At 38.3% G+C, this 26,565-nt stretch carries 26 protein-coding genes and 1 riboswitch; of the genes, 16 read left to right on the forward strand and 10 right to left on the reverse strand.

Going from position 1 to position 26,565, the window contains the following annotated elements:
• Positions 1-672 precede the first annotated feature (672 nt).
• Genes amaP through JZO83_RS10405 form a run of 4 tightly spaced genes read left to right on the forward strand, consistent with a single transcriptional unit; the run spans position 673 to position 2,285 of the window.
• Positions 673-1,239 (forward strand): alkaline shock response membrane anchor protein AmaP, encoded by a 567-nt coding sequence (gene amaP, locus JZO83_RS10390; RefSeq protein WP_206855199.1) that lies wholly within the window; start codon positions 673-675, stop codon positions 1,237-1,239.
• A gap of 12 nt (positions 1,240-1,251) precedes the next feature.
• On the forward strand, positions 1,252-1,440 hold the full coding sequence (locus JZO83_RS10395; protein ID WP_065096371.1) for a DUF2273 domain-containing protein: 189 nt from the start codon (positions 1,252-1,254) through the stop codon (positions 1,438-1,440).
• Between the two features lie 12 nt (positions 1,441-1,452).
• Positions 1,453-2,007: an Asp23/Gls24 family envelope stress response protein gene (locus tag JZO83_RS10400; protein WP_206855201.1), complete on the forward strand. Its 555-nt coding sequence runs from the start codon at positions 1,453-1,455 to the stop codon at positions 2,005-2,007.
• Positions 2,008-2,042: 35 nt separating this feature from the next.
• Positions 2,043-2,285: a GlsB/YeaQ/YmgE family stress response membrane protein gene (locus JZO83_RS10405; RefSeq protein ID WP_010735387.1), complete on the forward strand. Its 243-nt coding sequence runs from the start codon at positions 2,043-2,045 to the stop codon at positions 2,283-2,285.
• 320 nt (positions 2,286-2,605) lie between these two features.
• Here JZO83_RS10405 and JZO83_RS10410 read toward each other — a convergent pair whose 3' ends face one another.
• Positions 2,606-3,391 carry an ankyrin repeat domain-containing protein gene (locus JZO83_RS10410; protein ID WP_206855204.1) on the reverse strand — a complete coding sequence of 262 codons (786 nt, stop codon included), beginning with the start codon at positions 3,389-3,391 and terminating at the stop codon, positions 2,606-2,608.
• 453 nt (positions 3,392-3,844) lie between these two features.
• On the opposite strand from JZO83_RS10410, the gene JZO83_RS10415 reads away from it, so the two are divergent.
• The 5 genes from JZO83_RS10415 (at position 3,845) to JZO83_RS10435 (ending at position 10,119) form a co-directional block, all read left to right on the forward strand.
• Positions 3,845-5,191, forward strand: a complete 1,347-nt coding sequence (locus JZO83_RS10415) for a lytic polysaccharide monooxygenase (RefSeq protein ID WP_206855207.1) — start codon at positions 3,845-3,847, stop codon at positions 5,189-5,191.
• A 149-nt stretch (positions 5,192-5,340) separates the two neighbouring features.
• Entirely contained in the window at positions 5,341-5,955 is a 615-nt protein-coding gene (locus JZO83_RS10420) for a flavin reductase family protein (RefSeq protein ID WP_207115698.1), read from the forward strand.
• 164 nt (positions 5,956-6,119) lie between these two features.
• Positions 6,120-6,286: riboswitch (M-box (ykoK) riboswitch) on the forward strand.
• A 275-nt stretch (positions 6,287-6,561) separates the two neighbouring features.
• The gene (locus JZO83_RS10425) at positions 6,562-7,443 is read left to right on the forward strand and encodes an LCP family protein (protein WP_206855211.1); all 882 of its coding nucleotides are present in this window, start codon (positions 6,562-6,564) and stop codon (positions 7,441-7,443) included.
• 256 nt (positions 7,444-7,699) lie between these two features.
• Positions 7,700-9,733 carry a penicillin-binding transpeptidase domain-containing protein gene (locus JZO83_RS10430; RefSeq protein ID WP_206855214.1) on the forward strand — a complete coding sequence of 678 codons (2,034 nt, stop codon included), beginning with the start codon at positions 7,700-7,702 and terminating at the stop codon, positions 9,731-9,733.
• A gap of 101 nt (positions 9,734-9,834) precedes the next feature.
• Positions 9,835-10,119, forward strand: coding sequence for a hypothetical protein (locus JZO83_RS10435; RefSeq protein ID WP_206855216.1), 285 nt, complete (start codon positions 9,835-9,837; stop codon positions 10,117-10,119).
• Between the two features lie 87 nt (positions 10,120-10,206).
• Here the strand turns inward: JZO83_RS10435 and JZO83_RS10440 are convergent, their stop codons facing one another.
• The 4 genes from JZO83_RS10440 to JZO83_RS10455 all read right to left on the reverse strand — a co-directional run bounded on the left by JZO83_RS10440 (position 10,207) and on the right by JZO83_RS10455 (position 14,145).
• The gene (locus tag JZO83_RS10440) at positions 10,207-11,358 is read right to left on the reverse strand and encodes a monovalent cation:proton antiporter-2 (CPA2) family protein (protein WP_206855217.1); all 1,152 of its coding nucleotides are present in this window, start codon (positions 11,356-11,358) and stop codon (positions 10,207-10,209) included.
• Positions 11,359-11,538: 180 nt separating this feature from the next.
• Complete coding sequence (locus JZO83_RS10445; RefSeq protein WP_206855219.1) at positions 11,539-12,066, reverse strand: DUF308 domain-containing protein; 528 nt, start codon at positions 12,064-12,066, stop codon at positions 11,539-11,541.
• A 69-nt stretch (positions 12,067-12,135) separates the two neighbouring features.
• Positions 12,136-12,486 (reverse strand): DUF2200 domain-containing protein, encoded by a 351-nt coding sequence (locus tag JZO83_RS10450; protein ID WP_206855221.1) that lies wholly within the window; start codon positions 12,484-12,486, stop codon positions 12,136-12,138.
• A gap of 102 nt (positions 12,487-12,588) precedes the next feature.
• Entirely contained in the window at positions 12,589-14,145 is a 1,557-nt protein-coding gene (locus tag JZO83_RS10455; protein ID WP_207115699.1) for a helix-turn-helix domain-containing protein, read from the reverse strand.
• A gap of 129 nt (positions 14,146-14,274) precedes the next feature.
• On the opposite strand from JZO83_RS10455, the gene JZO83_RS10460 reads away from it, so the two are divergent.
• Positions 14,275-15,510, forward strand: coding sequence for an LPXTG cell wall anchor domain-containing protein (locus JZO83_RS10460; protein ID WP_207115757.1), 1,236 nt, complete (start codon positions 14,275-14,277; stop codon positions 15,508-15,510).
• A gap of 128 nt (positions 15,511-15,638) precedes the next feature.
• On the opposite strand, the gene bsh is transcribed toward JZO83_RS10460, so the two are convergent.
• The 5 genes from bsh to JZO83_RS10485 all read right to left on the reverse strand — a co-directional run bounded on the left by bsh (position 15,639) and on the right by JZO83_RS10485 (position 19,165).
• Positions 15,639-16,613 carry a choloylglycine hydrolase gene (gene bsh / locus JZO83_RS10465; protein WP_206854230.1) on the reverse strand — a complete coding sequence of 325 codons (975 nt, stop codon included), beginning with the start codon at positions 16,611-16,613 and terminating at the stop codon, positions 15,639-15,641.
• A 118-nt stretch (positions 16,614-16,731) separates the two neighbouring features.
• On the reverse strand, positions 16,732-17,172 hold the full coding sequence (locus tag JZO83_RS10470) for a MarR family transcriptional regulator (protein ID WP_206854220.1): 441 nt from the start codon (positions 17,170-17,172) through the stop codon (positions 16,732-16,734).
• Between the two features lie 56 nt (positions 17,173-17,228).
• Complete coding sequence (locus JZO83_RS10475; protein WP_206854218.1) at positions 17,229-17,639, reverse strand: organic hydroperoxide resistance protein; 411 nt, start codon at positions 17,637-17,639, stop codon at positions 17,229-17,231.
• A gap of 160 nt (positions 17,640-17,799) precedes the next feature.
• Complete coding sequence (locus JZO83_RS10480) at positions 17,800-18,648, reverse strand: YitT family protein (RefSeq protein ID WP_207115700.1); 849 nt, start codon at positions 18,646-18,648, stop codon at positions 17,800-17,802.
• A gap of 157 nt (positions 18,649-18,805) precedes the next feature.
• A complete protein-coding gene (locus tag JZO83_RS10485; RefSeq protein WP_207115701.1) occupies positions 18,806-19,165 on the reverse strand; it encodes a PaaI family thioesterase in 360 nt (119 codons plus the stop codon).
• 121 nt (positions 19,166-19,286) lie between these two features.
• Between JZO83_RS10485 and menB the strand changes: the two genes are divergently transcribed.
• From menB to menC, 6 genes are read left to right on the forward strand one after another with little or no spacing between them, the layout of a single operon-like run.
• Positions 19,287-20,102 carry a 1,4-dihydroxy-2-naphthoyl-CoA synthase gene (menB, locus tag JZO83_RS10490; protein WP_206854212.1) on the forward strand — a complete coding sequence of 272 codons (816 nt, stop codon included), beginning with the start codon at positions 19,287-19,289 and terminating at the stop codon, positions 20,100-20,102.
• On the forward strand, positions 20,026-21,561 hold the full coding sequence (gene menE / locus JZO83_RS10495; protein WP_207115702.1) for an o-succinylbenzoate--CoA ligase: 1,536 nt from the start codon (positions 20,026-20,028) through the stop codon (positions 21,559-21,561). Before menB ends, menE begins: the two co-directional genes overlap by 77 nt.
• On the forward strand, positions 21,542-22,900 hold the full coding sequence (locus JZO83_RS10500) for an isochorismate synthase (protein ID WP_242542598.1): 1,359 nt from the start codon (positions 21,542-21,544) through the stop codon (positions 22,898-22,900). Before menE ends, JZO83_RS10500 begins: the two co-directional genes overlap by 20 nt.
• Positions 22,897-24,609, forward strand: coding sequence for a 2-succinyl-5-enolpyruvyl-6-hydroxy-3-cyclohexene-1-carboxylic-acid synthase (gene menD / locus JZO83_RS10505; protein ID WP_207115703.1), 1,713 nt, complete (start codon positions 22,897-22,899; stop codon positions 24,607-24,609). The genes JZO83_RS10500 and menD overlap by 4 nt, the downstream gene beginning before the upstream one ends.
• Complete coding sequence (gene menH / locus JZO83_RS10510; RefSeq protein WP_207115704.1) at positions 24,609-25,439, forward strand: 2-succinyl-6-hydroxy-2,4-cyclohexadiene-1-carboxylate synthase; 831 nt, start codon at positions 24,609-24,611, stop codon at positions 25,437-25,439. The genes menD and menH overlap by 1 nt, the downstream gene beginning before the upstream one ends.
• The gene (gene menC / locus JZO83_RS10515; RefSeq protein WP_207115754.1) at positions 25,436-26,548 is read left to right on the forward strand and encodes an o-succinylbenzoate synthase; all 1,113 of its coding nucleotides are present in this window, start codon (positions 25,436-25,438) and stop codon (positions 26,546-26,548) included. Before menH ends, menC begins: the two co-directional genes overlap by 4 nt.
• Positions 26,549-26,565 lie beyond the last annotated feature (17 nt).

Genomic DNA, 26,565 nt, shown 5'->3' on the forward strand with positions numbered 1-26,565 from the left:
AATCGCTTTTTTATTTTTACGAAAGAAGCAATTGTCCATTTATTTTTTTCGATAATTTTGTAGCAGAAGTATAAATAAAAAGAAAAATAGGGATTCCCATAACGTAGTCGTCCAACTAAATTCTTTCGACACTCCAAAAAATAGATTTCCAGCATTGGAAACAATCAGATATATAATCGTTATTATAAATGCATAAAGGGATTTCTTTAACATGCTGACACCTCTTTCTAAGAGTAATAGTTTCTTTGATTTGGATCACTTTTACTCTAACATTTCCTTCTCTTATTATAAAATATTTCCATGCTTTTTGAAAAGGGTATCATCCTTTCTATCAAAAGATTAATAGAATCCGTAGAATAGACAATCTTTTTAACTGTCAGATCTGTTTTGTCATTTATCCTTTTTGTTTTGTAATAATAAATGAGCATTATCTTTGCAATTTTTAATCTTGAATACTATTCTTGTAGTATAGCCAGCAAGAAACAATGGAAGTTATATAATAATTGTTTCTGTTATTTAAGAATTTAGCAGGGAATTAGGAATCGATGTTATTTTGAGGCTGTTCGCTTTGGTAGCGCTTTCTTATTTCGGTTGTCTTTCTAGTTTCCTCAAGGGAATTTCTTGTTGGTCAGGTGTTTAAAACAGAAAAATAAGATAATTAGGAGGTGGAAAATGAATAAGGGGGTAAAGATCATCGGTGTAATTGTAAGCATAGTGTTACTTTCAGTACTTTTGATCATCGCTCTAGTTAATGCACCATATGTCTTACCTGAACAATTGGAACGTTTTCGCTTTTTTACGATAACGAATTATTATATGCAACAATATATTTTCTGGGCTGCTGTCGTATTTGCAATTGTTGTCGTTCTCATCTTATTATTCGTTCTTTTCTATCCAAAATCGAAAGGAACTTTCGTATTAAAGCACAAAGATGGGAAATTGACCTTAGATAAAAAAGCAATTGAAGGACTCACTCGCTCGTATTTACACGAAGAAGAGTTCATTCAATCTCCTAAAGTCAAAGTACGATCAACAAAACAGAAAATCAATATTCATGTTAAAGGCGATTTAAAACGTACTTCTTCTCTGATTGGTAAAACAGAAATGTTGATGCAAGAAGTCAGAGATCAAGTTGCCAATGTCCTTGGTTCAGAACAAGAGATCAAAGTAGCTGTCAATTACAGTAGTTATCAAGAAGAAAAAGATCAAGAGGACAACCAGCATTCACGTGTAGAATAGGAGGGCAAACAAATGAAAGAATTCTTTTCACTCTATAAGCTCCCTATTATCTTTGGGGGTCTTGGGTTACTGTTAGCCGTTTTATGGTTGACAGTTGGATTTTTCAAAACTCTTTTAATACTGATCATGACTGCCATTGGGGTAGGGATTGGTTTTTATTTAAAAGAAACAAGATTGTTAGATGAATATTTTAAATCATAGGAGGAATTTATCATGGAAAACAAAGATTTCAAAAACGTAAACACTACTACAGGTACAAACCCGGTTGCTGATACTTCAGCTAAAGGTGAATTGACTTATGAAGACAAAGTGATTCAAAAAATCATTGGTTATGCATTGAAAGATGTCGATGGTTTATTGACTCTTGATGGTGGATTCTTCTCAAACATCGCTGAAAAACTTGTGAATACAGATAACGTAACAGCAGGAATCAACGCTGAAGTAGGTAAAAAACAAGTCGCAGTTGATTTAGATGTTGTTGTTGAATACGGTAAAGATATCGAAAATATCTATGACCAAATCAAAGAATTGATCAGCACAGAAGTGAACGAAATGACTCATCTTGATGTGATCGAAGTAAACGTTAATGTTGTTGATATCAAAACACAAGCAGAATACGAAAAAGATCAAGAAACAGTTCAAGATAAAGTAACAGATGCTGCAAAATCAACTGGTCAATTTGCTTCAAAACAAACAGATAAAGCAAAATCAGCTGTTGGTAAAGGTGCGCAAAAAGTAAAAGAAAACAATGAACCACGCGTACAATAAACTTAATTTTTTAGAATTTTTAGGAGGTAATTAATATGGGATTTATTTGGTCATTAATCGTTGGTGGTATTATCGGAGCAATTGCAGGAGCAATTACTAATAAAGGTTCTTCAATGGGAATCATTGCAAACGTGATTGCAGGTCTAGTTGGATCAGCTATTGGTCAAGCACTATTAGGTACATGGGGTCCAGTGATCGGTGGTATGGCGATCGTACCATCACTTATCGGAGCAATCATTTTAGTATTGATCGTTTCATTCTTTGCTCGTAAGCTGTAAGCTAAGTGCGTTCAAAGTAACATCTTTAAGTGAGAAATAAACAAATACCGTAAATCAACCTCAAAGAGTAGTTTATCAACTAACTCTTTGAGGTTGATTTATTTTATACATAGGCTTGAGGATACTTTTTAATATTATCAGTTTAAAATCATCATCTTAAATATAGGTAGTTTATAAATTAATTATGTAAACTTTATGTTTGTACCAACTACATCCTGGTTTATTCTGATCGATAACTAGATGTAATAAATGAAAGGGAACATCTTGCTGAAGTGTCTATTACACTTAGAAAGATGTTCTCTTAACCTACATATTTAAACCTACTTCGTTAACTGTGAGAGTAGTTGAGTGTAGCCCAATTCGCGTGCGTAATCTTCGGCGGTTTTCCCTTGATTGTCACGTAATGTTTTATCTGCACCATGATTCAACAATTCTTGAACGATTTGTTGGTAGATCTCAGAACCATCGCGTAAAGCGACTGCTTCGATCAACGCAGTATAGCCATAATTGTTTTGATGATCGATATCTACGCGAGCATCGGTCAAGAGAAGTTTTACATTCTCCAAATGACCTTTTTCGGCTGCTGGAATCAAAGCATTGCCACCAAAACGATTGACGATCTCTTGATTTGGTTCACGGTGTTCCAACATGTAGGCGAGAATCTCTGTTTTGCCTTGTGCACCAGCATAGAGGTAAGGGCTATCTTGGATCTCGTCTTGAATATCGATCGAAGCACCATGATCGATCAATAGCTTTGCAATGTCGACAAAATTATGATGTGTTGCAATCAACAACGGAGTTTCTCCTTTTTCATTTTGTTCATCGATTGAATAATCGGTTTGTAAAATCTCTTCCACTTGCTTTCGATCATTTCCTTCAACAGCGGTTAATAAACTTCCAGATGGGTAATTCACAAGCGATTCCTCCGTTTCTTCGATTACATGATTTGTTTGCTCAGTGGTCGTTTCCTCAGTAGTTGATTCCTCAATCATAGAGGTAGAGGTGGCCTTTTCCTGTTGCTCAGGATTAGGCATCTCCTGTGGATCTTCACAACCACTAAGCAAAAATAATGAAATAGTAAAGGGTAAGATCAGCCAAACTTTCATAAATAAAACCCCCTTTATATCATCATATGATGAAGCAATAGATACCGCAAATGAATAAACTTATAATAGACGAAAAGTTGTTAGACTACTTTGCAGACAATGAATGGAAAAATTTGTTTATCGTTTTTTTACATAGTTAAGAAATAACAAAAATTAATCATTTTTAGTTTATATAATTTATGGATATAACAACCGGGGATAAAAATACAATGTGGATGTAACGAGATGAAATTAATTTTTATAAAGCATAAAATATTATGAATGCAGCGTTTTGTACGGTATTTTAACATTTTTTTCAATTGATGATTATTACCGCGTTTTCGGTAATAATTGGTTCGATTTAATCTTTTTTATCTGATATTCTTAATTCAAGATAACAAAAGGAAAGAAATGAAATATCAAAAATATTTTGTAAATCGTTATCTATATTAATCGTTTATTACGGAGGGAATTATGAAGAAACAAATTTTAGGAACAATTTTATGCTCAAGTATTTTATTTGGAGCAAGCTTGGTAATCGGTGGAAATGAAGCATCCGCACATGGCTACGTGCAATCACCGATCAGCCGTGGGTATCAAGGTCATTTAGACAGAAATACAAACTGGAATGCAGCATTCCAAAAATATGGAGCTGTTATCAACGAGCCTCAATCTTTAGAAGCGCCAAAAGGGTTTCCAGCAGCAGGTCCTGCAGATGGACAAATCGCTTCAGCTGGTGGCTCATTAGGAGACTTCAATCTTGATCAACAAAACTCTACGATGTGGACAAAACAATCGATTTCTCAAGGAGCGAACGTATTTACATGGCGCTTTACTGCTTCACATGCGACATCAAAATGGCATTATTATATGACGAAAGCAGATTGGAATCCAAATGATAAACTAGACCGTGATGATTTTGAATTGATTGGTACGATCAACCACAATGGAACAACTGGATCAACAAATCCAAGTCATTCAATCAATATCCCAAGTGATCGCCTAGGTTACCATGTTGTATTAGCAGTTTGGGACGTAGCAGATACAGTAAATGCGTTTTATAATGTGATCGACTTGAACGTTACAGGCGATTCAACGATTCCAGTGAAGCCAGAAGCACCTCAAAATGTTCGTGTTCAAAACGTGACTTCATCAACAGTAAACTTAACATGGAACGGACAAGCAAATGCAGCTTCTTACAATGTTTATCGTGATGGTAAACTAGTTGGTACATCTGTTGATCCTGAATTTTCTGATAAAGATTTAACAGCAGAAACAACTTATACATATGAAATCGAAGCAGTTAGCCAAACAGGTATCAAATCAGATAAAACAGCAATCTCAGTAACAACTACAGCAATCAGTGCAGAAGAAAAACCAACTGCCCCTAAAAACTTACACTCAATGGGCGAAACATCTTCAAGTGTTTCATTGATGTGGGGAGCTTCAACACACACTCAAGGTATCAAACAGTATGACATTTACCGTAACGGCCAGTTAGTTGGTTCAACTTCAGAAACTTCATATATGGATGAAAATCTAATAGCAAATACAACTTATTCATACGTAGTACGTGCAATCAGTACAAATGGCGAAGTTTCATATGCAAGTAATACATTGAATGTTACAACAAAACAAGGCGAAATCATTGAAGGCGTTCGCGAATGGAAATTAGGTTCAATGTCTTCACCAGAACTTTATACTGCGAACGAAGAAGTAAGCTACAAAGGAAGAGTATATACAACATTAGTTACGCATTTTAACTATGGCGATGATACTTGGGCACCTGACCAAGCACCAACATTATTCCGTTTGAAATAATCAATTTGACACTCAGTGCATTTAATTGCACTGGGTGTTTTTGTGTCATAAGACTTAGGAATAAGAACGTTTAGTTGACAATGAATAAGATTGTCCGATACCATGACTATCATTAGGATGGATCATTCAACAAGAAAGTAGGAAAGCAAATGTTCAAACGAGTTCCTTCAGAGTTAACTGAAAGAGAAAACTATAAACTATTGATCGGTTCAGTCATTCCTCGACCGGTGGCTGTAGTAGCGACACGGTCGATCCAAGGAGTGACGAATATTGCGCCATTTAGTTACTTTAATATCGTCAGTTCCAATCCACCGATACTTTCCTTAGCCATTCAGCGAAAGAACGGAGAGTGGAAAGACACTGCTAGACATCTGATGCAAACGAAGGAAGCCGTGATCCATATTTTAGATGAGAATATTCTGGTAGATGCGAATCAAACAGCCGCTAGCTTATCCAGTGAGGAAAGTGAGTTGACGTTGACTTCGTTCACGATTTCCGAATCAGATACGATCGATGTTCCAAGGATCAATGAAGCTAGTATTGCCTTTGAGACCACACTTTATCAACACGTCCCGATCATGAAAGACCAAGAAATTACGGCTGATTTATTTTTATTACAGATAGCTGCTTATCAATTGAGTGAAACTGTCTATGATGAACAAACGGGCTATATCGATCCTACCAATTTACAGCCGATCAGTCGCTTAGCTGGAAATGACTATGGAAAACTTGGCGAGATCGTTTCGATGCTGCGCCCAAAATAATCACACGATGGAATGACTCTATTTCTAAAGATCAGTGGAAGTTAATTACTTATCATCTGTCCTTAAACTTTATTAAGTAAAGATTAATTTAGTTATTTTATTTTAGTTTTTATTGATTATCGATTCAAAGAGGAATAAGATGTGTTTTGTAAAAATCAAATAAGTACTAACCTTGTTAGGTGAGGCTCCTATACAAACATAGGCTATTGCCCAGAAACGTCGAAAGACGCCAATGGGTCAAACAGGAATTGTCGGATTAAGGCTTTTTCCAATAGCTAAGAATGCGTTCTTTACGTTGTATAGTGCTAAAACTCGGACGATGAGATGATGCCAGGTCAGAAATCTTGTTCGAAAAGGTTTCTGACCTTTTCTTAGTTTTCGCTTCTTTTTATGCTCGCTTCGCCTAACTTGTGTCTGGACGAGAAAGGGGAGTAATGGAACGAACTTTTTTTGATTTTATGAGAGAAATACACAAAAAAGGATCGACGAGTTGCAGCTCAATCGACCCAAAAGACATGAAAGAGAATACACTCTTTACTTGACTCATCATAAGGGACAATGTTCTATGTTGCAAGTAGAAGAGTTTGAAAGGAAGAGTCATTTAACATGAAACCATTTCAAAAAATCATCTTAAGTATCTTGCTCGTTCTTGCGATGGTCATCGGCTTTTTTTCTTTTGAATTTATCCAAGGTTTTTCATCAGTTAAGCAATCCGACACAGTGGACAAAGTCGATGCAAAAGATGTTCCGACGATCATCAATGTCGCATTGATTGGTTCTGATGCTCGATCAAAAGAAGAAAACGGGCGTTCAGATTCGTTGATGGTCGCTCAATATGATCAAAAGACAAAGCAAGCAAAATTGATTTCTATTATGAGGGATTCTTATGTACCTATACCGGGATATGGCATGAATAAAATCAATGCAGCCTATTCCTACGGTGGTATTGACTTATTGGACAAAACATTACAAGAGAATTTCAAGTTAGAAACGCCTTATTATGCCAGCATTACATTCCAAGATTTTATTGATTGTGTCGATGAATTATTTCCAGATGGCGTAACCATCGATGCGGAAAAAGATCTTGATTTAGATGGTGTAGATATCAAAAAGGGAGAACAAACAATGGACGGCAACACCTTACTTCAGTATGCGCGCTTTCGTGAAGACGAAGAAGGGGATTTTGGTCGCATCCGCAGACAGCAACAAGTCGTTGAAGCGGTAGCCAGTCAACTGAAAGATGTTACATCGATCATTAAACTACCAAAGGCAATCGGAAAACTTTTAGGCAGTATCCAGACAAATCTACCCGAAAGTGTCTTATTAGATTGTGGTTTGGATTTTCTAAACAATGACAAAAAAATCGATACGTTGTCAGTGCCAGTGGACAAAAGTTGGGATTTCAACGATAATACACCGGCAGGTAGCGTGTTAGAAATCGACTTAGCCAAAAATAAGCAAGCGATCAGTGAATTTTTGAATAAATAAGCCTTTGTTAAATCAGTGGTTATGAAGGAAATATTATTATCCAGAAATAAGTCGGAGACTCGGAAAATCAGAGATGATTCCGAATCTCCGGCTTATTTTGATAGGGTAGGGTGAACAGTGCGTACTTTTTTCGTTAAAAATTCATTAATATCATGACAGGAATCGTTAAGAATCATTTAGTTCATAACGCTACTTTTCCTGTCATATGTTAGAATATCTTTGATTCGAACTTTTTAATAAAGAGAGGTATTCAAACATGAAAAGGAGTGACAGACAAAAGAAAAAATCGACCGGTATCTATATTGGAGCGGGAATTGTCGTCTTGCTTGCAGCTGCTGGTGGTGGCTTCTTTTATTATCAACATGTCCAAGAACAACAAGCGGTAAAAGCTGGTGAGAAAACCATTGAAGGATTTATCGATTCACTGAACGATGAAAACTATGAAGAAGCGGTGAAATCACTTAAAGTTCAGGGGAATAATGATCTCACTGAACAAGATGTCTTAGAAAAATATCAAAATATCTATGGTGCAGCAGAAATCAGAGGCATCAAACTTTCAGATCTATCCGTGACAAAAAAAGAGAATGATACGTATGAATTTACGTATAAAGCAAAAATGAACACGACGCTGGGAGAGCTGAAAGACTTAGCTTATGAAGGTACATTGACAAAAGATGGCGACCAAACCAAAATCAACTGGCAACCGAATTTGATTTTCCCACAAATGGAAGGTCAAGATAAAGTCAGTTTGAGTACCGAAGTAGCGACGCGTGGTGAAATCTTAGACCGTAATAAACAACCTTTAGCTACTACTGGAAAATTGAAGCAATTAGGTGTTGTACCTGCAAAATTAGGTGAGGGTGAAGAAAAAACAAAAAATATCAAAGCAATCGCTGAAGGCTTTGATTTGACCGAAGACAGTATTGAACAGGCGATCTCTCAAGGATGGGTCCAACCGGATTACTTTGTGCCTTTAAAAATCATTGAAGGAGAAACACCAGAACTTCCAAGCGGAGCGACGATCCAAGAGGTTGACGGCCGTTATTATCCTCTAGGCGAAGCTGCTGCTCAGCTGATCGGTTACGTGGGCGATATTACAGCAGAAGACATCGAGAAGAATCCTGAGTTGAGCAGTACAGGAAAAATTGGTCGTTCAGGGCTAGAAATGGCTTATGACAAAGAATTAAGAGGAACAAATGGTGGGAAACTAAGTGTGACAGATGAAGAAGGAAATGAAAAAGCTGTCTTACTCCAACACGAAGTGAAAAATGGCCAGGATATCCAATTGACGATCGATGCTAACGCACAAAAAACAGCGTTTGACAGTTTAGAAGGTAAGCCGGGTTCTACTGTAGCGACAGCACCAAAAACTGGCGATTTATTAGCCCTTGTCAGTTCGCCAAGTTATGATCCGAATAAAATGACGAACGGCATCTCTCAAGCCGATTACAAAGCGTATGAAGAGGATCCGAATCGTCCGTTTATTAGTCGCTTTGCTACAGGATATGCGCCAGGTTCAACATTCAAAATGATCACCGCAGCGATTGGCTTAGATAACGGAACCTTGAATCCAGATGAAGTCTTGACGATCAATGGTTTAAAGTGGCAAAAAGACAGCTCTTGGGGTTCTTACCAAGTGACGCGTGTCAGCGACGTCCCTCAAGTGAACTTGAAAAATGCGTTAGTTTATTCTGATAATATCTATATGGCACAAGAAACATTGAAAATGGGAGAGGAAGCCTTTAGAAAAGGACTCGGTCAATTCATTTTTGGTGAAGATCTGGACTTACCGATCCAAATGAATCCTGCCCAAATCTCGAATGAAGATTCATTCAATTCAGAGATTTTATTAGCTGATACTGGGTATGGACAAGGGCAATTGTTGATCAATCCGATCCAACAAGCAGCGATGTATAGTGTTTTTGCGAATAATGGCAATTTGATTTATCCACGTCTAGTTATGGATCAGGAAACAAAAGATAAGAAAAATGTCATCAGTGAATCCAGCGTCCAAACGATCTTGCCAGATTTAGTCGATGTCGTGCAAGACCCGAATGGAACCGCACACTCTCTAGCTGCATTAGGCATTCCGCTTGCTGCAAAAACTGGGACAGCCGAAATCAAAGAAAAACAAGATGAAAAAGGACAAGAAAACAGCTTCTTGTATGCAATCAATCCTGAAACGAACGGCTATTTAGTGATCAGCATGTTAGAAAACAAAGAAGATGGCGATTCTGCGACTAATCGAGCGCCTGCGCTATTGCAGTATTTGAATCAAAACTATCAATAAATTAAGTATCTGAAATCGGATACAAAAACATTGGTTATTTTCTTCTGCTAGTGATACACTGGTGATGTAAGCTAGTGTAAATAACAAGAGGAGGAGATCAGATGACTGATGGGCCAAAAGCAGTAATAGCCGAAATGGCTGGAAGTATGTTGAAAATCCAATTTGATAATAGAGAAACGAGATATTTAAAATCACACTTAGCAAAAGAACATGCAGAAGCTTTTTCGATGAAAAAGGATAAAAAGAAGAATATCCTATTAGCTTCACAAACTACTTGGATTGGGTCGACGATCACGATCCAACCAGACGGTACACTGGTGTTGAATGAAAATGATGTTTACTCGCCAGAAGAATGTTGGAACGAAAGTAAAGCACATCTGAATTGAGAAAGAAACCCTTCCGTTGGATTCAAAATCATCGAATCCAGCAGAAGGGCTTTTTTGATTTACGCAAGAAAAGTAGGTGTGGATCACTCAATTAGGATACACTTTTCTAGTAAAATATTTCAAGATAAGCGGTGAAATCAATGTACTCAATAAAATCACAATGACTAGAGGTGAATAGTATTTGGCTTCGATCAATTGGCTCTGTTGACCAATCTGTAAAATGATCAACGCCATTTCACCACGAGAGATCATACCAGCTCCAACCATAAATGAACTATTCGTCGAAAAGCCGGCTACTTTTGCACCTAGATACCCGCCACCAAGTTTTGTTAAGACAGCGACAACGGTTAGAATCAAGATGAAGATCAGTTGTTCGCCGAAGTTTGAAAAATCGACTTCTAGTCCGACACTAACAAAGAATACGGGGATAAAGACTGCATAACCTAATGCTTCAACATTGTGATACACTTCTTCCTTCACTGTTGTTTGGCTGACAGCGATCCCTGCAAAAAAGGCACCGATAACAGAACTTAAGCCAATTAAATCAGCAATATAGGACATACCTAAACATAATACTAATGAAACGATGATAATCGCAGAGTTCGCATAGATTTTTTCAGCGAATGACATTAAAAACGGAGCGATCCATTTAACTAACAAGAAAATAAAAATAAAGTAGATGAGTTGTTCAAACAAGACCAGAGGTATAGGGAGGGTACTCCCAGATTCTCCTGTTAGAAAAGATAAACTGAAACTTAATACTAGAACGACGAGAATATCATCTACGACTGAGGCGCCTAAAATCGTTGAGCCTTCTTTAGTATTGACGACATGGAGTTCTTTGAGAACCTCGACGGAGATGCTCACGGAGGTTGCTGCTAAAATGATCCCAAAGAAAATCGCTTCGTTCATTGAAACTTGAAACATTTCGCCAGTTAACCAGCCAAACAAAACAGGAAACAAAATCCCTAATAATGCTACGAACATCCCTGGACGAAAGTATTTTTTCAATAGTGAAAGATCACTTTCCAGCCCTGCTAAAAACATCAATAAAATGACACCGATCTCAGAAAAATCATGTACGAGGATATTCGGGTGGACCCATCCGAGACCAGCGCCTCCGAGCAACACACCCACAAGCAATTGACCAATCACGGCAGGGATACCAAATCTTCGAGAAAGGTGAGAGCCGAGGGTTGTTGCTATCAAAATCAGACATAGAATACCTATGAATTCCATTCTTTTCATCCTTTCTTTCTCAAAAAGAATTTATTTGAATTATCGTCAAATGACTTCATTAAAAGAATAACATAAAATGCGTTATTTTTGTTCTTTTACCAATTGTTTGTCACACAAAGGAATAGAGCAAAAGCAAAAAGGTTGAGCGAAAATTCGCCCAACCTTGATCTTTAATAGCTATCAATCGATATACATTTTTCTAACTTTTGAATAGTTGATGATTTCAGAGATACCCATGAATATCAAGATACCGCCGAAAATTTGAAAGAGAACCATCAAACTTTTGAATGGGTTGAAAAGCAAGATCAACCCACCGATCAATAAAACCACACTATATATAGACCAGCCTTTTGATTTTGTATTCAAACTGATAAACAATTGGAACGCACCATTTGCTAAGATCATCAAGCCTAATAGAATCGGCAAGATCGAAACAATGGCAGAAGCAAATAAGAACACGATCAATGCAAATACCAGAAAAGCAATTGCACTGAACAGTCCGAAGCCCCAAACTCCTGTTTTTTGTTTGTTTTTATAAGCTTCAAATAAATTGATCAGCCCCAGCAAAACAAAATAAGCAGTAATGAGATAGCCTACAAAATTAAAAACAGCAGTCGGGCTGATAACAATTGCGATGCCGGCAATAATATAAATGGCAGCTCGTAAAAAAGCATATCTTTGAAAATTTCTTCGAATAAGTTCAAACATTATTATAACCTCCTTTTTTTTATTTTAACGGTTATTGCGGTTTAAACCAACTAATAACTAATGATCCACTTATTTTCTTAGGATTTTTTCCATTTTCTTGCCTTTAGCTAACTCATCGATCAGTTTATCCAAATAACGAATTTCCTGCATTAAAGGCTCTTCGATCGTTTCTACTCGAACACCACAAATAACACCAGTGATTAATTTTCTTTCGGGATTTAATTTCGGCGCCTGTTCAAAGAAAGTTTTAAAATCATTTTCCGATTGGATTTGATCATCTAGTTCAGCTTGTTCATAACCAGTCAACCAATGAATAATCTGGTCAACTTCTTCTTTTGTCCGATTTTTTCTTTCCGCTTTTTTGATATAAAGAGGATAGACAGAGGAAAAAGACATAGTAAAAATACGATGTTCAGTCATAGTAATTCTCCTTTTTTCATTAGTATATAACGGATCGGTGGAAAAGAATATGTGTTAGCTTACTGAAACAAAAAAATAGATCCAGTGGTCACTAGCTAAAGACTATTCATCCATATCAATAAGTTTAGCTGGTAAATCTGCATAGTCACGTTCTTGTTTGATTTCAAAGATATATTCGGCTAACTGTGAAATCATTTTTTTCCAATCATTTGGGCGAACGATTCCGTTCAATAGGTAGATTTTTTTGATCTTCTCAGGTAAATGTTTCAGCGGACAATCACTAATAACGATGTCGCATTGCTCCATATAATAGCGCTGGATAGTGATTGCTTCTTTTGAAAATATTTGTTCGATCTTAACGATTAGATCTTTGCTGATGTAGAAATCTTTTGTGTGATTCACACCAATAACGATCGGCGGCTGCTTTTTGAATCGGTCATAGAAATGCAGTAATTCTTCGATGACCCAAGAAACATTCTCTCTTTCTAAGAACTCTGGGAGATAATGCCAATTTTCCTCTCGGAAGCGCTCATAAAAATCTGCTACGCTCGCTCTTAACTGTTGATAATTCGCTTGATCTTGGTAAAGCAAAAATGTCGGTAAAGGTGTATTTGGCTGCTCACTATCTAAAAAGGTATTATGCAGTTTATTGATCGTAAAAGAGAGTGCATATAGTCTTTTTTGTTTTTCATGAAGTTCTAAATGAAAGTACTGACTGAACGATTCGACTAGTCTTTTGGAATAAAGCAAATAAGGAAAATCAAGTTCAAGTAATCGTTGATAATGAGTCAAGCTTTGTTCTTCACTATCCAATTGAGAGATGGTTAAGCGAGCTAATAAATTGAGGAGGATTCGCTGTTCCCTACAAATAGGTAGATCAGGTTTTAAAATATCGACATCCGGCTGGATCAAAAGATCGATGTAAGTAAATTGACTCAATTCTTTTTGGACATTTTCTAAAGAAGTCATCGGGAAATTATCTTGACAGAGGTTTAGGAGAAGGTACAACTTATCCAAAACTCCGCCGTTCATGCCTTCTAACACCTCTTTTTTTAAATACATATAAAGTGTAGCGTTGATTTGTTCCGGTTCTTCCTGGTGGTAGGGAAGGGAAGTATTAGCAAAAATCGTCCAATAAACATCCAAAAAACAATATTGTATTTGAATCTCACTTCCAGTAATGATTTTTTTTCCTTTGCTCGAAAATTTGAAAGATATCCCATAAAGCGCTAAAAACTGATTGATTGCTTTCATTTTTGAATAAAGGTAGGAAGGGCTATAATTCGTCATTTGGCTGATCGTGACCATCGAGTTGACTTTATGGCGAAGTAATGCTGCGATAATTTGAAAATTGGTTGAGTCGAAACAGTACTTACCAAATAATTCATAGTAACAAGTAGCTGGATCAGCTTCCTCTAGAGAAATTTTGACAAACTTCTTATTTTTCACGATTTTGACATTTTGGATGTCCAATGCCTTAAAATCCTGTTCGAGTTCTTGAAGATATAATAGAAAATTTGAATCAGACATCCTGAAATAATCTGCAAGGTAATGAGTAGTAATAAAGAACTGATGCTCTGTTAAGAAAAGAAAAATCTCAAGTTTCGTTACATTTTTCTTCTTTAGTAGAAACTTTTTGATTGCTTCTTGTGTTTGCATTTGAATTCCTCCGATTGAAAATTTTACTGAAAATTTCTTGATTTTGCACAAAAAAACAGTAAATCTCTCGTATCAATCTATATTATCTTATGTTTAACATAATAATGATATCAAACAGGAGGAATTCTCATGAAATATTTAAGTCTTCTATTTGCTTCCGCTGTACTCACTAGTTTTGCAGTACCTGTAGAAGCTGCACAAGCAGAAGAGCAGCCAAGAAACGAAGTAGCTCAGCTCGCTTCACGATCAGGTTGGGCTAATGTCAATCAAATCAAATTTTTAGAAGAACATGCTTCAGCTAACTCTGGGATTATGAAAATCAGCTTAGGCGAAACAGTCACAGTGAAAGCTTTAGTGACCTATTCAGGAGACATTCAACCAATCTTACAATCCGTCGTCCAATTTGAAAACGTCGATCCAGCGTTGAAGATCGAACATGATCCAACGACACTCGTATTTAACAATAAAGTGGCTACTTTTACGTTTCACATCACGTTGACTCAACCAATCAATCGACCAGCGTTGTTTACTGTAAAAGTCGCAGATGGCCAACCTGGGGATCGCCAATTCTTAACACCATATAGTCAACGTCAAACAGTTGAACAAAAAGCAGGTGGCTCTGGGGGCGTCAGTGAACCCGATCCTATACCAGAGAACCCAGATGAAAACCCAGATGTAACACCAGAGAATCCAGACGAAAATCCAGATGTAACACCTGAGAACCCAGACGAAAACCCAGATGTGACACCAGAGAACCCAGATGAAAATCCAGATGTAACACCAGAAAACCCAGACGAAAATCCGGATGTAACACCAGAGAACCCAGATGAGAATCCGGATGTAACACCAGAGAATCCAGACGAAAATCCAGATGTAACACCGGAGAATCCAGATGAAAACCCAGATGTAACACCAGAGAACCCAGACGAAAATCCTAGTATCAAACCAGAAAAACCAGAGGGGAATAGTGGCAATTATGAAGGGGAAGGGGAAGAGGATAAAAAAGAAGTCATTGAACCGCAACCCGATATTGATCATAAAAAGACACCAATCACAAAACCTGATAAAGTAGTAACAGATAATAAACTGGTGGATCAAATCAAAAAGCAACCAGTTTCATTGATTGAAACAAAACACATTTCAGTCGCTAAAGAAAACTCTGCTATTGTAAAAGAGAGCCAACCAAGCGTAAATGAAAATCGCACGTTGAAACAAGAGTCAAACCACATAATTCCTATGAAACAAGCTGTAGAATCAACGAAAGAACTACCTAAGACTAGTGAAAATAAAACTAGTTCAATGTGGATCTTAGGTCTTTTGATTTTAGGAATGAGTTTCTTTTCATTTAGAAAAATCAATGAGTAATTAGAGAACTCCAATTTCAAAAAATAGCGATCAAATCCGAAAATGCAAAATGGCATATTGGATTTGATCGCTTTTATTTTTCTAAAAAATACTTCTAGTATGACTTCTTTTCTTTAGAAGTGTACTTACTAATTGACATAGTGGATCTGCTCTTCTTCAATTAGTGGATAGGTTAGTAATTCTTTACTATCTAAATCTTCTTTTGTCATATCGACTGCATTTATCTGGCTATTTGAATAAGTGGTGTAGTAATAGATTCCTTTATCCATGTTACAGCAAGAAGAATAGATCGTATATTCAAATTGACCATTGCCGACATCACAAAGGCCTTTTTGTTGTTCAACAGATTTTAGGATATGGAAGAATTGACTCACACTTTCCTGTTCCGTACTTGCTTTAACCGAATTCAATTTTGTAAAAGCTACTTTGACAAAACGAGAGGCAGAAGATAGATCCCCAGGCAAACCTAAGCCACCCATCCCACGAGAATAGACCGACAAATCAAGTTGATCTGAGAAATGATTTTTAGGCGTAGTTGTCGACACGGATCGATAGTTATTCAAATTGAATAATTGATAATCAAAAGTCGGATTATTCGTCAATACACCAATCGGGTTATCATAGATCTTTAATCCTTCGGCAACGGATTCAATGACAATGGATTTTTCTTGATCTGCTAATAGCCAATGTAGGGGAGATAAAGGTAGTTCTTCACTAAAATTGATGTTGACTAAATTGATATCTGCTAGTAATGCACGAGCTTCTTCCACGTTTTTACATTGACTCAGTATCCAAGGAATAAATTCAAACGGGGAAATATTTGTCTTTTCAGGATCTTCATCAAAGAAATGAGCATTTCCAGGGAAATTTAAGCCAGCCATGCTCAAGCCTTTTTCATTTGTTGCATCATAATAGAGAGGGTAGTTGTCAACAACTGCTGCCATACCGATGATTGCATAATGCGATGTTTGTTTTGGGACTTTCCGATAAACAAAAGGGAAATTTCTGGGAGTGATCGTCACCTGTTCATTATAAGAAATCTCTAAATCCAAATTACGTCCAAAATAATGATCATTTGTTGTGTAAGTAATAGATGTACACATTATAATAACCTCCTTTGTTTAATTCTATATTAAGACGAATTAAGAAAAATTTCTAACAATACGATTATTCACCGTTATAAATATATAAACGAGCAGACAAAAAAACTCGGTAATTAGCTTACCGAGCATGTTGTTCTTTATTAAAGTTTTTTAGCATTTTTTTAGTCAAATAAAGTAGCATCGCTAATTCTTCTTCCTCTAAAGGTAAGAAATCAAGAATTTTTTCAGGGATGTCTTTTGCTTGATCTTGTAATGCTTGACCGGCGTCTGTCAAAGAAAGGATAGTCACCCGTTCATCGGAATCGTCTCTTTTACGATTGATATACTGCTTGCTAGCTAATTTCTTTACAACAGGCGTCAAAGTTCCTGAATCTAAACATAATATCTGTCCCAACTCTTTCATAGTGATTTGTTTTCTCTCCCATAAAACAAGTAGAACAAGATATTGTGTATACGTTAGATCCAGTGGCTTTAACAAAGGCGCATAGTAACGTGTAATTTCTTTAGAGGTGGCATATAAGGGAAAGCATAATTGATTTTTTAATAATAACTCCTCCAAAATAGACCACCTCCTAATGTGCTACTTCATAGCATACTTGTTTTTTCTAAAAAAATCTAGCCCTCAACAGCTGTTAAAGTGACTTCGATATTGCCAGCTGTCGCTTTTGAATAAGGACAAACTTTGTGTGCAGCTTCTAGCAATTCTTGAGTTTCTTCAAGTGATAGACCTTCCACAGAACCTTCGATCTCAACGCCTAAAACAAAGCTCATTTCGCTTTCTGCGTATAAAGATACTTGTGCACTGATCGTTGATGCACCTTCGATATTTTTTTGTGTTTTGATCAAGTCTAATGCGCTGTTGAAACAAGCACTAAAACCTGCAGCAAATAATTGTTCTGGATTTGTTGCATTTTCAACGCGTTTACCAGGAGCTGCAATATTTAACTCAAATGAGTTGTCTGGGCTGTGCACTTCCCCAGAACGTCCGCCAGTATTGATCATTTTTGTTGAGTACATTTTTTTCATTAAAAACACTCCTTGCTTTTTATATTTGATACAATTAGATTGTACACAATTTAATTGAAGAGAGCAACTAAGTTGTTTATAAAAAAAGCTATTTCTGGTTTTAACATTAAACCAGAAATAGCTTTTTAAAGAAGTATTCACATCTGTTTAGTTTCTAGCATCATTCAATCGGGTGATAAGTAAAGCCTCTACCCATAACTTCCGCTACACTGTTGACGATGACAAAAGCATTCGGATCGATCTCTTCGATCAATGGTTTGACTTTGGAGAACTCTTGGTCTGTCACTACCATCAATAAGATTTCTTTTGGCAATTGGCTATAGCCACCTTGCGCTTCGATAATCGTCAATGTCCGACCAATTTCACTGATCAGGCGTGTTTGGATCTCAGCTAGATGGTTCTCGCTGAAAATCATGATTGATTTTTGACGGTTCGTTCCGGTCTCAATATAGTTCATCACGATCGAAGTGATCACGATTGATAGAATCGCATAAAGGAATTCATCGAATCCGAAGACAAACAAGGTCAATGAAACAACTACGGCATCGGTCATCAAAAGTCCAATCGAGGGACTCAAGTTGAAATATTTTTTGAAGATAAGGGGAGGGATGGTGGTACCACCACTGGATGAGTTGTTTTTGTATAAAATGGCTACACCTAAAGCGAAGATCGCACTACCAAAAATGACAGATAATAAACGATCTGAAGTGATCATATACTCTGGAACGATCTCAACGATCGTGGGAAAGACGATACTACCAAATAAGACTTTGAAGAAAGGTTTTTTTCCTAAGAAAATCAATGCTAAGATCAGCATGATGACATTTAACACGAGGATGACGGTGGCACGATTAAATCCTAAAGCGAACTCAAGTAAGATCCCGAGACCGCTGACTCCACCAGCTGCGATATGATGTGGGCCTAAAAACATGTTGATACTGATGGCTAAAATAGTTAATGCAAATACTATTTTGATATATGTCCAAATTATATTTCTACCTTTTTTCATTCATTCACTTCCTACTATTCATTTATTTCTAACTATCTTTATTATACCTTAATTTTGTGTAAAAGTTAACATGAATGAAAAAGAAAGTTAGCTAAACCTAACTTTATAAGGTTGTTATCTATTCTATAATCAATCATGCGAATAAAAATGGATAAATTTAGTTGACCATCAACGTGCATTGACCAATGGCGATTTTTAAATCGTTATCCAAATAGACAGTTGCTCGCCAAAAATGCAGATTCTTCCCAATCTTTTCAGGATGTGCTACTACTCGTAACGTACCAGAAGAGGCTTTGTTCAAATGCTGGACATGAAGATCGACGCCAACAGCAAAATGGGGAGCTGATAAGTGTTGATTTGCCCCGATACTACAAGCCGTTTCGATCAACACTCCGCTGATTCCTCCATGCAAATAGCCAAAGGGTTGGTGATGCGTGTCAGCAATCGTCAAAGCCAGCTGGACTTCTTCTGGCGTGACAGATAATGTTTCAATTCCTAAGTGTTGTAATAGATCCATAGCGACTCTCCTAACTTGTTTTTTTTAGTATAACAGAAATTCTAAATTTATTTTAAGATTTTCAAACGTTTTCTTTATTCTTGTGTATAATAAATTTAATGAATTTTAGGAGGATATAGAGATGAGAGAATGGAAGACAATTAAGGAATATGATGAGATCCTATTTGAACAATATGGGAAAATCGCAAAGATAACGATCAACCGACCAGAAGTCCATAACGCTTTTACGCCGAAAACAGTTTTTGAAATGATCGAAGCTTTTACAATCAGCCGTGATCGCCAAGATATCGGAGTGATTATTTTAACAGGTGCAGGAGACAAAGCCTTCTGTTCAGGTGGTGACCAAAAGGTTCGAGGAAATGGTGGTTATGTTGGTGAAGACCAGATTCCGCGTTTAAATGTGTTAGATTTGCAACGATTGATCCGTGTGATCCCTAAACCAGTGATCGCGATGGTCAAAGGTTGGTCGATCGGCGGTGGAAATGTCTTACAACTTGTGTGTGATCTCACAATTGCTGCTGAAAATGCGAAATTTGGTCAAACAGGCCCTAACGTTGGTAGCTTCGATGGGGGATATGGTTCCGGCTATTTAGCACGTGTTGTCGGCCATAAAAAAGCCAAAGAAGTTTGGTTCATGACGAAGCAATATAGTGCGGAAGAAGCGCTAGCGATGAATTGGATCAATACAGTCGTTCCAATCGAGCAAGTAGAAGACGTGACGATCGAATGGGCGGAAGAGATGTTGAAGAAAAGCCCATTAGCTTTACGAATGATCAAAGCAGCGATGAATGCCGATACAGATGGACTAGCGGGTATCCAGCAACTAGCTGGCGATGCAACGCTTTTATATTACACGATGGATGAAGCACAAGAAGGGCGCGACGCATTTAAAGAAAAAAGAGAACCTGATTTTGATCAATTCCCTAAATTCCCTTAATCGAAACCCAAAAAGCTGGTTGCAACAACAAGCAATGCTTCATCCTGATGCACCAGCTTGTCAGTGGAATGATGAATGTTTGACTTTTGGTGAGTTGTCATCAAAAGTCAAGAGTTATGCGGACTATTATCACCGAATATTACCTGAGTCTAGCAAGCGAGTTGCCTTATACAGTGAGAATGACCTGACTGCTTATTTATCGATCTTAGCATTATGGGAGTTAGGAAAAGAGATCCAATTTGTCAACACACGCTTAACAGCAAATGAAATCAATGAACAGTTAGCAGATGCCGAGACTTCCATTCTGATTTCTGCCAAAAAAATCATGATCAACGAGCAAGTCACTATACACCCGTTTCCTGATTCTTCTGAATTACGCGAGTTGCTGTCAGAAGAGTGGTTTGATAATGGGTACCAAGAACAAGAGGTCGCTTCGATCATGTATACATCTGGCACGACAGGAAAACCAAAAGGCGTACCGCAAACATTTGCCAATCACTTTGCCAGTGCCCAAGCAACTTCATTAAGTTTAGGTGTTGAAGCGTCAGATAGCTGGGTTTGTTGTGTCCCACTCTATCATATCAGTGGTCTCTCTATTTTGTTACGCTCCCTCGTTTTAGGTATCCAAGTCATTTTACTACCGGGATTCGCTCCTCAGCAAGTGCATCAACTACTGATGAATGGAAAAGGTACCTATATTTCTTTAGTCACAAAAATGTTAAAAGATCTTGAACCATTGATTCCAGATCGTGGCTATTCTCCCTCATTTAAACACGTATTATTGGGGGGCGGACCAGGAGAAGAACGTGTGATCCATTCTTGTCTAAAAAAACAGGTACCTGTGATGCTTTCTTATGGAATGACGGAGACTTGCTCCCAGATCGTCGCGTTGCCTCCTGAAGCAGTTCTGACAAAAATAGGCTCTTCTGGCAAAGCTTTGTCTGGAGTATCGATCCATATCCAAAAGAATACGAAGACAGAGCAAATGGGTGAAATTTTAGTTAAAGGACCTTCAATCGTCCAATGTTACTTGAATCAAGTCAGCCCAGAGTCATGGACAGAAGATGGCTGGTTCCATACCGGTGATTGGGGATACCTCGATAAGGAAGGGTACCTTTACATTGTCAGCCGAATGAGTGAACGGATTATTTCGGGCGGAGAGAATATTTTTCCAGTCGAAATTGAGCGGGTACTTTTAGCTAGCGATAAAATTGCTGAAGCTATCGTTGTTGGTTGTCCTGATGATACTTGGGGACAAACGCCCGTTGCATATGTCAAACTGCGGGAACCGCTAGTTGATGGTGAGCTTAATGAGGCGTTGACCTCCTTAGCACGCTACAAACACCCGACTCAAATCTATTCTGTTTCTGAAATACCGAAAACAGCAACGGGTAAACCAATCAAACGTCTTTTTATGACAAAAGAAAGAGTGAAATATATTGAATATCAAATTAGATAGCTCAATGGATGATCAACTTTTAAAAAAATACCGCTATTTTACTTATAGCTATCACTTAGCAAATCAAACTTCAAAAAAACTTTTTCGTTTTCTACCTTCTGATGGCGAACGATTTTATTGGTCTACTCCGGACAGGAAATTTGAACTATTAGGAATGGGCGAGAATTTATTTGATCACACAAAGATCTATACACCAATGGCCATTCAAGATTTTTCTAAAGAGTTTTGCAAAAGTTTTTTAAACGTCTCTAAAAACGGAGCAACGCCTTTGTTGTTTGGCGGTTTTCCTTTTGACCAATCGAACCAAAAAGAAAACATCTGGGGAGAGCTTGAAAGAGGTCTGTTTATCCTCCCAAGTATTTTGCTTAGAAAAGTTGATTCTACCATCGAAGTAGTGTTGACCGTTGCATCAGATGGGATATCTCGAGAGGAACTTTTAAAAGACTTTGAGAGTTTGGCAGAAATAATCAAGGGTTTATTTGATGATAAGAAACAAGAACCTGTTACTAATCAACTGACTTCAGCGGAAGAATTAGATGTTTCGATTTTTTTGGAAAATGTCCAGAAAGCGAAGCAAAGTATAGGATTCAAAGAGACCTTACTGAAAAAAGTAGTGTTAGCTCGACAAATGAAGATTCAAGGTTCTTTTGGTTCAGTTCCTAATATTCTCCAAAACTTAACCGAACAACAACCGCATACGTATCTGTTTCTTGTAGCTTCCAATCAACATGCGTTTGTTGGGGCTACCCCTGAGCGTTTGATCCAAGCGACAGAAAAACAATTTAGGACCGCAGGGATTGCCGGTTCCGCGCCTAGAGGGTCGACGCCACAAAAAGATGATGAAATCGGCAAAGAACTTTTAAAAGACTTTAAAAATACACAAGAACATGGGATCGTTACCGACAGATTAGCGGGTCAATTAGCGGAGATCGTGACTGGGGAAGTGTCGGTCTCTTTACGCCAATTATTGAAAAATCGCGACATCCAACATTTGTCGATGACTTTTTCTGGCGATCGAAAAGAAGGTGTTTCATTGATTGATGCTGTCGAAATGATTCATCCTTCGCCAGCATTAGGTGGAGAACCTAAAGAATTAGCACTGCAATGGATCAAAGAACATGAGCCTTTTGGCAGAGGACTTTATGGCGCACCAATTGGCTGGTTAGACCTGATCAATGATGTGGGTGAATTTGCTGTAGGAATCCGCTCGGGAATCTTAAATGAAACCGAAGGAATGTTGTATGCAGGGTGTGGCATCGTCGCAGATTCTGACCCTGAGACTGAAAGACAGGAAACTTTGCTAAAATTCCAACCAATGCTTAGAGGGGTGAAGGGATGAATCAACAACAAGAAATGACTGCGTATTTATTGGCTTTCATCAAAGGGATGAAAGATGGTGGACTTAATCATGTGGTGATCAGTCCTGGCTCACGGTCGACACCACTTGCATTATTACTTCATAGAGACCCTGAGATCAAAACAATGGTCAACGTTGATGAGCGCTCCGCTGCGTTTTTTGCACTAGGCATGGCGAAAGCATTGAAGCAACCAGTCGGTGTTCTTTGTACCTCGGGAACTGCCGCTGCGAATTTCTTTCCAGCTGTTTGTGAAGCAAAAGCTACGAACATTCCGTTGCTGTTGTTGACAGCGGATCGGCCACCAGAAGCCAGAGGTGTAGGGTCACCACAAACGATGGATCAACAAAAATTGTTTGGTTCGCATATCAAGAAGTTTATCGAAATGGCACTTCCTGAAGGTACTCCGGAAATGTTGCGGTATAGCCACTGGCACGGTGCCAATTGTGCGAGTGAAGCAATGCGGGTTCCGGCAGGACCTATCCAGATCAATTTTCCTTTTAGAGAACCTTTGTTGCCTGACTTGGCTTATTCCCTAGATGACTCTTTTCACACAAAACAAGCGATTGCTCAAACTGCATCAAAGCAAGCACCAGAGCTTGCCGATTGGCTATCAAAAAAAGGTTTGATGATCGTTGGTAAAGAGTTATCACCAGATGAAGCAAAAGAGTTAGTTTCTTTAGCGACGTATTTACAATGGCCGATCATAGGGGATCCATTGGCGAATCTCGCTGCTTGTCAGCAAGTGAGTGGTGCTTACATGCCACATGCGGACTTGATTTTTGCTGGCTCTGTTCCTGAAACACCCGAAGTCATTTGGCAATTTGGGAATTTACCAGTTGCTAAAAACGTGATGCTTTATTTAAAAAAATATCATCAAACGATCTCTGACTATGTCTTGATCGATGACGAGGAATGGCGCGATCCTTTACACTTAGGAACGAGTTTTATCCAACGCGATATTACTGGTTTTTGTAAACAGGTATTCGCTTCTGCGACTTCTGTGAACTTTTCTCCTGAGAATAACGAGTGGTTGGATAAGTGGAAAAAAGTCCGAGAAAACGCGAGTCAAGTGATCGCTGAAGAACTAGCCTTGGAACAGTGGAGCGAAAGTAATGCCAGCTGTCAGTTGTTTCAACTGATACATTCAGAAGAAGCCTTGTTTTTGTCTAATAGTAACGCCATTCGATTTGTCGATCGCTTTGCTTCACCTGTGGCAAAATCATTTTCAATCTATGGCAATCGAGGAATCAATGGGATCGATGGATTGATTTCAACAGCTGCGGGCATTGTTGCGGCAACGAACAAGCGGATCTTTGTGTTGATCGGTGATCTAGCGTTGTTCCATGACATGAATGCCCTTGAACTCATTCGACGTTATCATTTACCGGTCACTTTAGTTGTATTGAATAACAATGGGGGCGGAATCTTTTCGTTCCTTCCTCAAAACAAGTTGGAGGAAGCCGATTTTGAGCCATTGTTTGGCACACCGCTAAACTTGGAATTAGAAAAAGTTGCAAATTTATATAATGGCTATTACGAACAACCAACTTCTCCTGAAGAGTTTAAACAAGCGATTGAAGAAAGTCGCAAGCATATGGAGTGGACTTTGATCGAAATCAAAGGGGAACAGCAAGAGCCTGTCCAACTATGGGAGAAGGTCAAGCGTCGTTATCAGGAGGCACTGGACTGATGCCATTTAAGACTATTCGTGGAGCAACCTATCATTACCGTTGGTTACACCAACCTGATCCAAAGCAACCCACGGTCGTTTGTTTGCATGGATTTACTGGAAGTACACAAACGTTTCTATTTGAGAATCCTACGTTGAATTACTTAGCGATCGATCTGATCGGACATGGAAAAACTGCAGTATACCTTCACCTTTATCGCTATCAACTGTCAGCATTAGTGGAGGATCTGTCACTTCTTCTTGCGGAACTAGAAATCCCGTCATTTTATGTATTAGGTTACTCGATGGGCGCACGTGTCGCTCTTGCTTGGGCGATCGAGCGCCCACAAGGGATCGAAGGGGTGATTTTAGAAGGAGGAACTGCTGGTATTGCAGATGAGCAGCAACGACATTACCGTAAAATCGCTGATCGAAAACTTGCTTTACGCCTATTGAAAGAACCTTTAGTTGAGTTTGTGAACTATTGGGAAAAACTCCCGCTCTTTGCTTCACAACAGGCATTATCACCTGAACAAAAAACGAAAGTAAGGAATGAACGCCTTGGTCAAAATAAATTTGGTTTAGCCATGAGTTTATATTCTATGGGGACAGGGGCTCAAAAAAACTATTGGCCAATGGTAACGACTATTGAATGTCCGGTATTGTACCTTGTTGGTCAAAAAGATACGAAGTTTCAAGAAATCGGTAAACAGCTAACAGCCACCAAAGAGACGTTTCACTACCAAATGCTTGCTGATTGCGGGCATTGTTGTCACATCGAGCAACCTTGCTTATTTGAAGCATCTGTAGTTGCTTGGATCAATGAGATCGAAAGGGGGCGCACGTCATAAAAATCGTAAACATCCACCAATACTGTTTGAGATTACCCTTAGTCACGCCTTTTAAAACGAGCTATGGTCAGTTGGAAACAAAAGCTTTTGATTTGTTGATCTTGGAAGATGAATTAGGCAATCAGGGGATTGGTGAGTTAGTTTCTTTTGAACGAGCGGACTATATTGAAGAAACGATTGACATGAGTCGTTCGGTGATTCAAAACGAACTGATTCCTCGTTTATTTGATTTAGAATTTTCACATCCTGCGGAAATATGGTCTGCTTTTAAACACACCCAAGGGAATTTTATGGCAAAATCGGCGGTAGAAACGGCGGTTTGGGATCTCTATGCTCGTCGCTTGAATGTGCCACTGCAAAAGATTTTTTCTGCTGATAGATCAAGCATTCCTGTGGGTGTGAGTATCGGCGTCCACGAGAATGTCGGTGATCTGCTGGCTACGGCAAAATCTTATGTTGAACAAGGGTATCAACGAATCAAGTTAAAAATTACTCCGGGGAATGATTTGGTTCCATTGCAAGCGTTGCGCAAGGAATATCCAGAGATCCAATTGATGGCAGATGCAAATTCTGCTTATACTTTGAGGGATTTGCCACTGTTCCAGCAAATGGATACGTTGGCGCTTGCGATGATCGAGCAACCGTTTCATCCCCGCGACTATGTCGATCATGCAATGCTTCAAAAGCAAATCAAGACAGCCGTTTGTCTTGATGAGAACATCCGAACATTGGAAGATGTTAGAACAGCTCACGCATTAGGAAGTTGTCGCGCAATCAATCTGAAGATTCCAAGGGTTGGTGGAATTACTGAAGCGTTAAAGATCGCCGAGTTTTGTCAGAGGAATGAGTTGCTGGTTTGGTTAGGCGGAATGTTTGAATCTGGAGTCGGTCGCGCACTCAATCTGCATTTTGCTAGTCAGAATTGTTTTACTTTTCCAGGAGATCTATCCGCCTTTGATCGTTATTTCCATGATGATATCGTTGAACCAAAGGCAACAATCAACAATGGCCAATTGGCAGTTCCTGATCAACCTGGGATTGGTGTAATCTGGCAAGAAGAACAGTTGCTAAACTATTCGTATGATAAGAAAACATATGTTAAAAAATAAAATCAAGAAGGTGAAGA

Origin of the sequence: Enterococcus sp. DIV1298c (genome assembly GCF_017316315.1) — a bacterium.
In the GTDB taxonomy this organism is placed as follows: Bacteria; Bacillota; Bacilli; order Lactobacillales; family Enterococcaceae; genus Enterococcus_B; species Enterococcus_B mangumiae.

Coding starts and splice junctions, on each gene's coding strand:
- amaP (WP_206855199.1), top strand. CDS start 673: ATGAATAAGGGGGTAAAGATCATCGGTGTAATTGTAAGCATAGTGTTA.
- JZO83_RS10395 (WP_065096371.1), top strand. CDS start 1,252: ATGAAAGAATTCTTTTCACTCTATAAGCTCCCTATTATCTTTGGGGGT.
- JZO83_RS10400 (WP_206855201.1), top strand. CDS start 1,453: ATGGAAAACAAAGATTTCAAAAACGTAAACACTACTACAGGTACAAAC.
- JZO83_RS10405 (WP_010735387.1), top strand. CDS start 2,043: ATGGGATTTATTTGGTCATTAATCGTTGGTGGTATTATCGGAGCAATT.
- JZO83_RS10410 (WP_206855204.1), bottom strand. CDS start 3,391: ATGAAAGTTTGGCTGATCTTACCCTTTACTATTTCATTATTTTTGCTT.
- JZO83_RS10415 (WP_206855207.1), top strand. CDS start 3,845: ATGAAGAAACAAATTTTAGGAACAATTTTATGCTCAAGTATTTTATTT.
- JZO83_RS10420 (WP_207115698.1), top strand. CDS start 5,341: ATGTTCAAACGAGTTCCTTCAGAGTTAACTGAAAGAGAAAACTATAAA.
- JZO83_RS10425 (WP_206855211.1), top strand. CDS start 6,562: ATGAAACCATTTCAAAAAATCATCTTAAGTATCTTGCTCGTTCTTGCG.
- JZO83_RS10430 (WP_206855214.1), top strand. CDS start 7,700: ATGAAAAGGAGTGACAGACAAAAGAAAAAATCGACCGGTATCTATATT.
- JZO83_RS10435 (WP_206855216.1), top strand. CDS start 9,835: ATGACTGATGGGCCAAAAGCAGTAATAGCCGAAATGGCTGGAAGTATG.
- JZO83_RS10440 (WP_206855217.1), bottom strand. CDS start 11,358: ATGGAATTCATAGGTATTCTATGTCTGATTTTGATAGCAACAACCCTC.
- JZO83_RS10445 (WP_206855219.1), bottom strand. CDS start 12,066: ATGTTTGAACTTATTCGAAGAAATTTTCAAAGATATGCTTTTTTACGA.
- JZO83_RS10450 (WP_206855221.1), bottom strand. CDS start 12,486: ATGACTGAACATCGTATTTTTACTATGTCTTTTTCCTCTGTCTATCCT.
- JZO83_RS10455 (WP_207115699.1), bottom strand. CDS start 14,145: ATGCAAACACAAGAAGCAATCAAAAAGTTTCTACTAAAGAAGAAAAAT.
- JZO83_RS10460 (WP_207115757.1), top strand. CDS start 14,275: ATGAAATATTTAAGTCTTCTATTTGCTTCCGCTGTACTCACTAGTTTT.
- bsh (WP_206854230.1), bottom strand. CDS start 16,613: ATGTGTACATCTATTACTTACACAACAAATGATCATTATTTTGGACGT.
- JZO83_RS10475 (WP_206854218.1), bottom strand. CDS start 17,639: ATGAAAAAAATGTACTCAACAAAAATGATCAATACTGGCGGACGTTCT.
- JZO83_RS10480 (WP_207115700.1), bottom strand. CDS start 18,648: ATGAAAAAAGGTAGAAATATAATTTGGACATATATCAAAATAGTATTT.
- JZO83_RS10485 (WP_207115701.1), bottom strand. CDS start 19,165: ATGGATCTATTACAACACTTAGGAATTGAAACATTATCTGTCACGCCA.
- menB (WP_206854212.1), top strand. CDS start 19,287: ATGAGAGAATGGAAGACAATTAAGGAATATGATGAGATCCTATTTGAA.
- menE (WP_207115702.1), top strand. CDS start 20,026: ATGAAGCACAAGAAGGGCGCGACGCATTTAAAGAAAAAAGAGAACCTG.
- menD (WP_207115703.1), top strand. CDS start 22,897: ATGAATCAACAACAAGAAATGACTGCGTATTTATTGGCTTTCATCAAA.
- menH (WP_207115704.1), top strand. CDS start 24,609: ATGCCATTTAAGACTATTCGTGGAGCAACCTATCATTACCGTTGGTTA.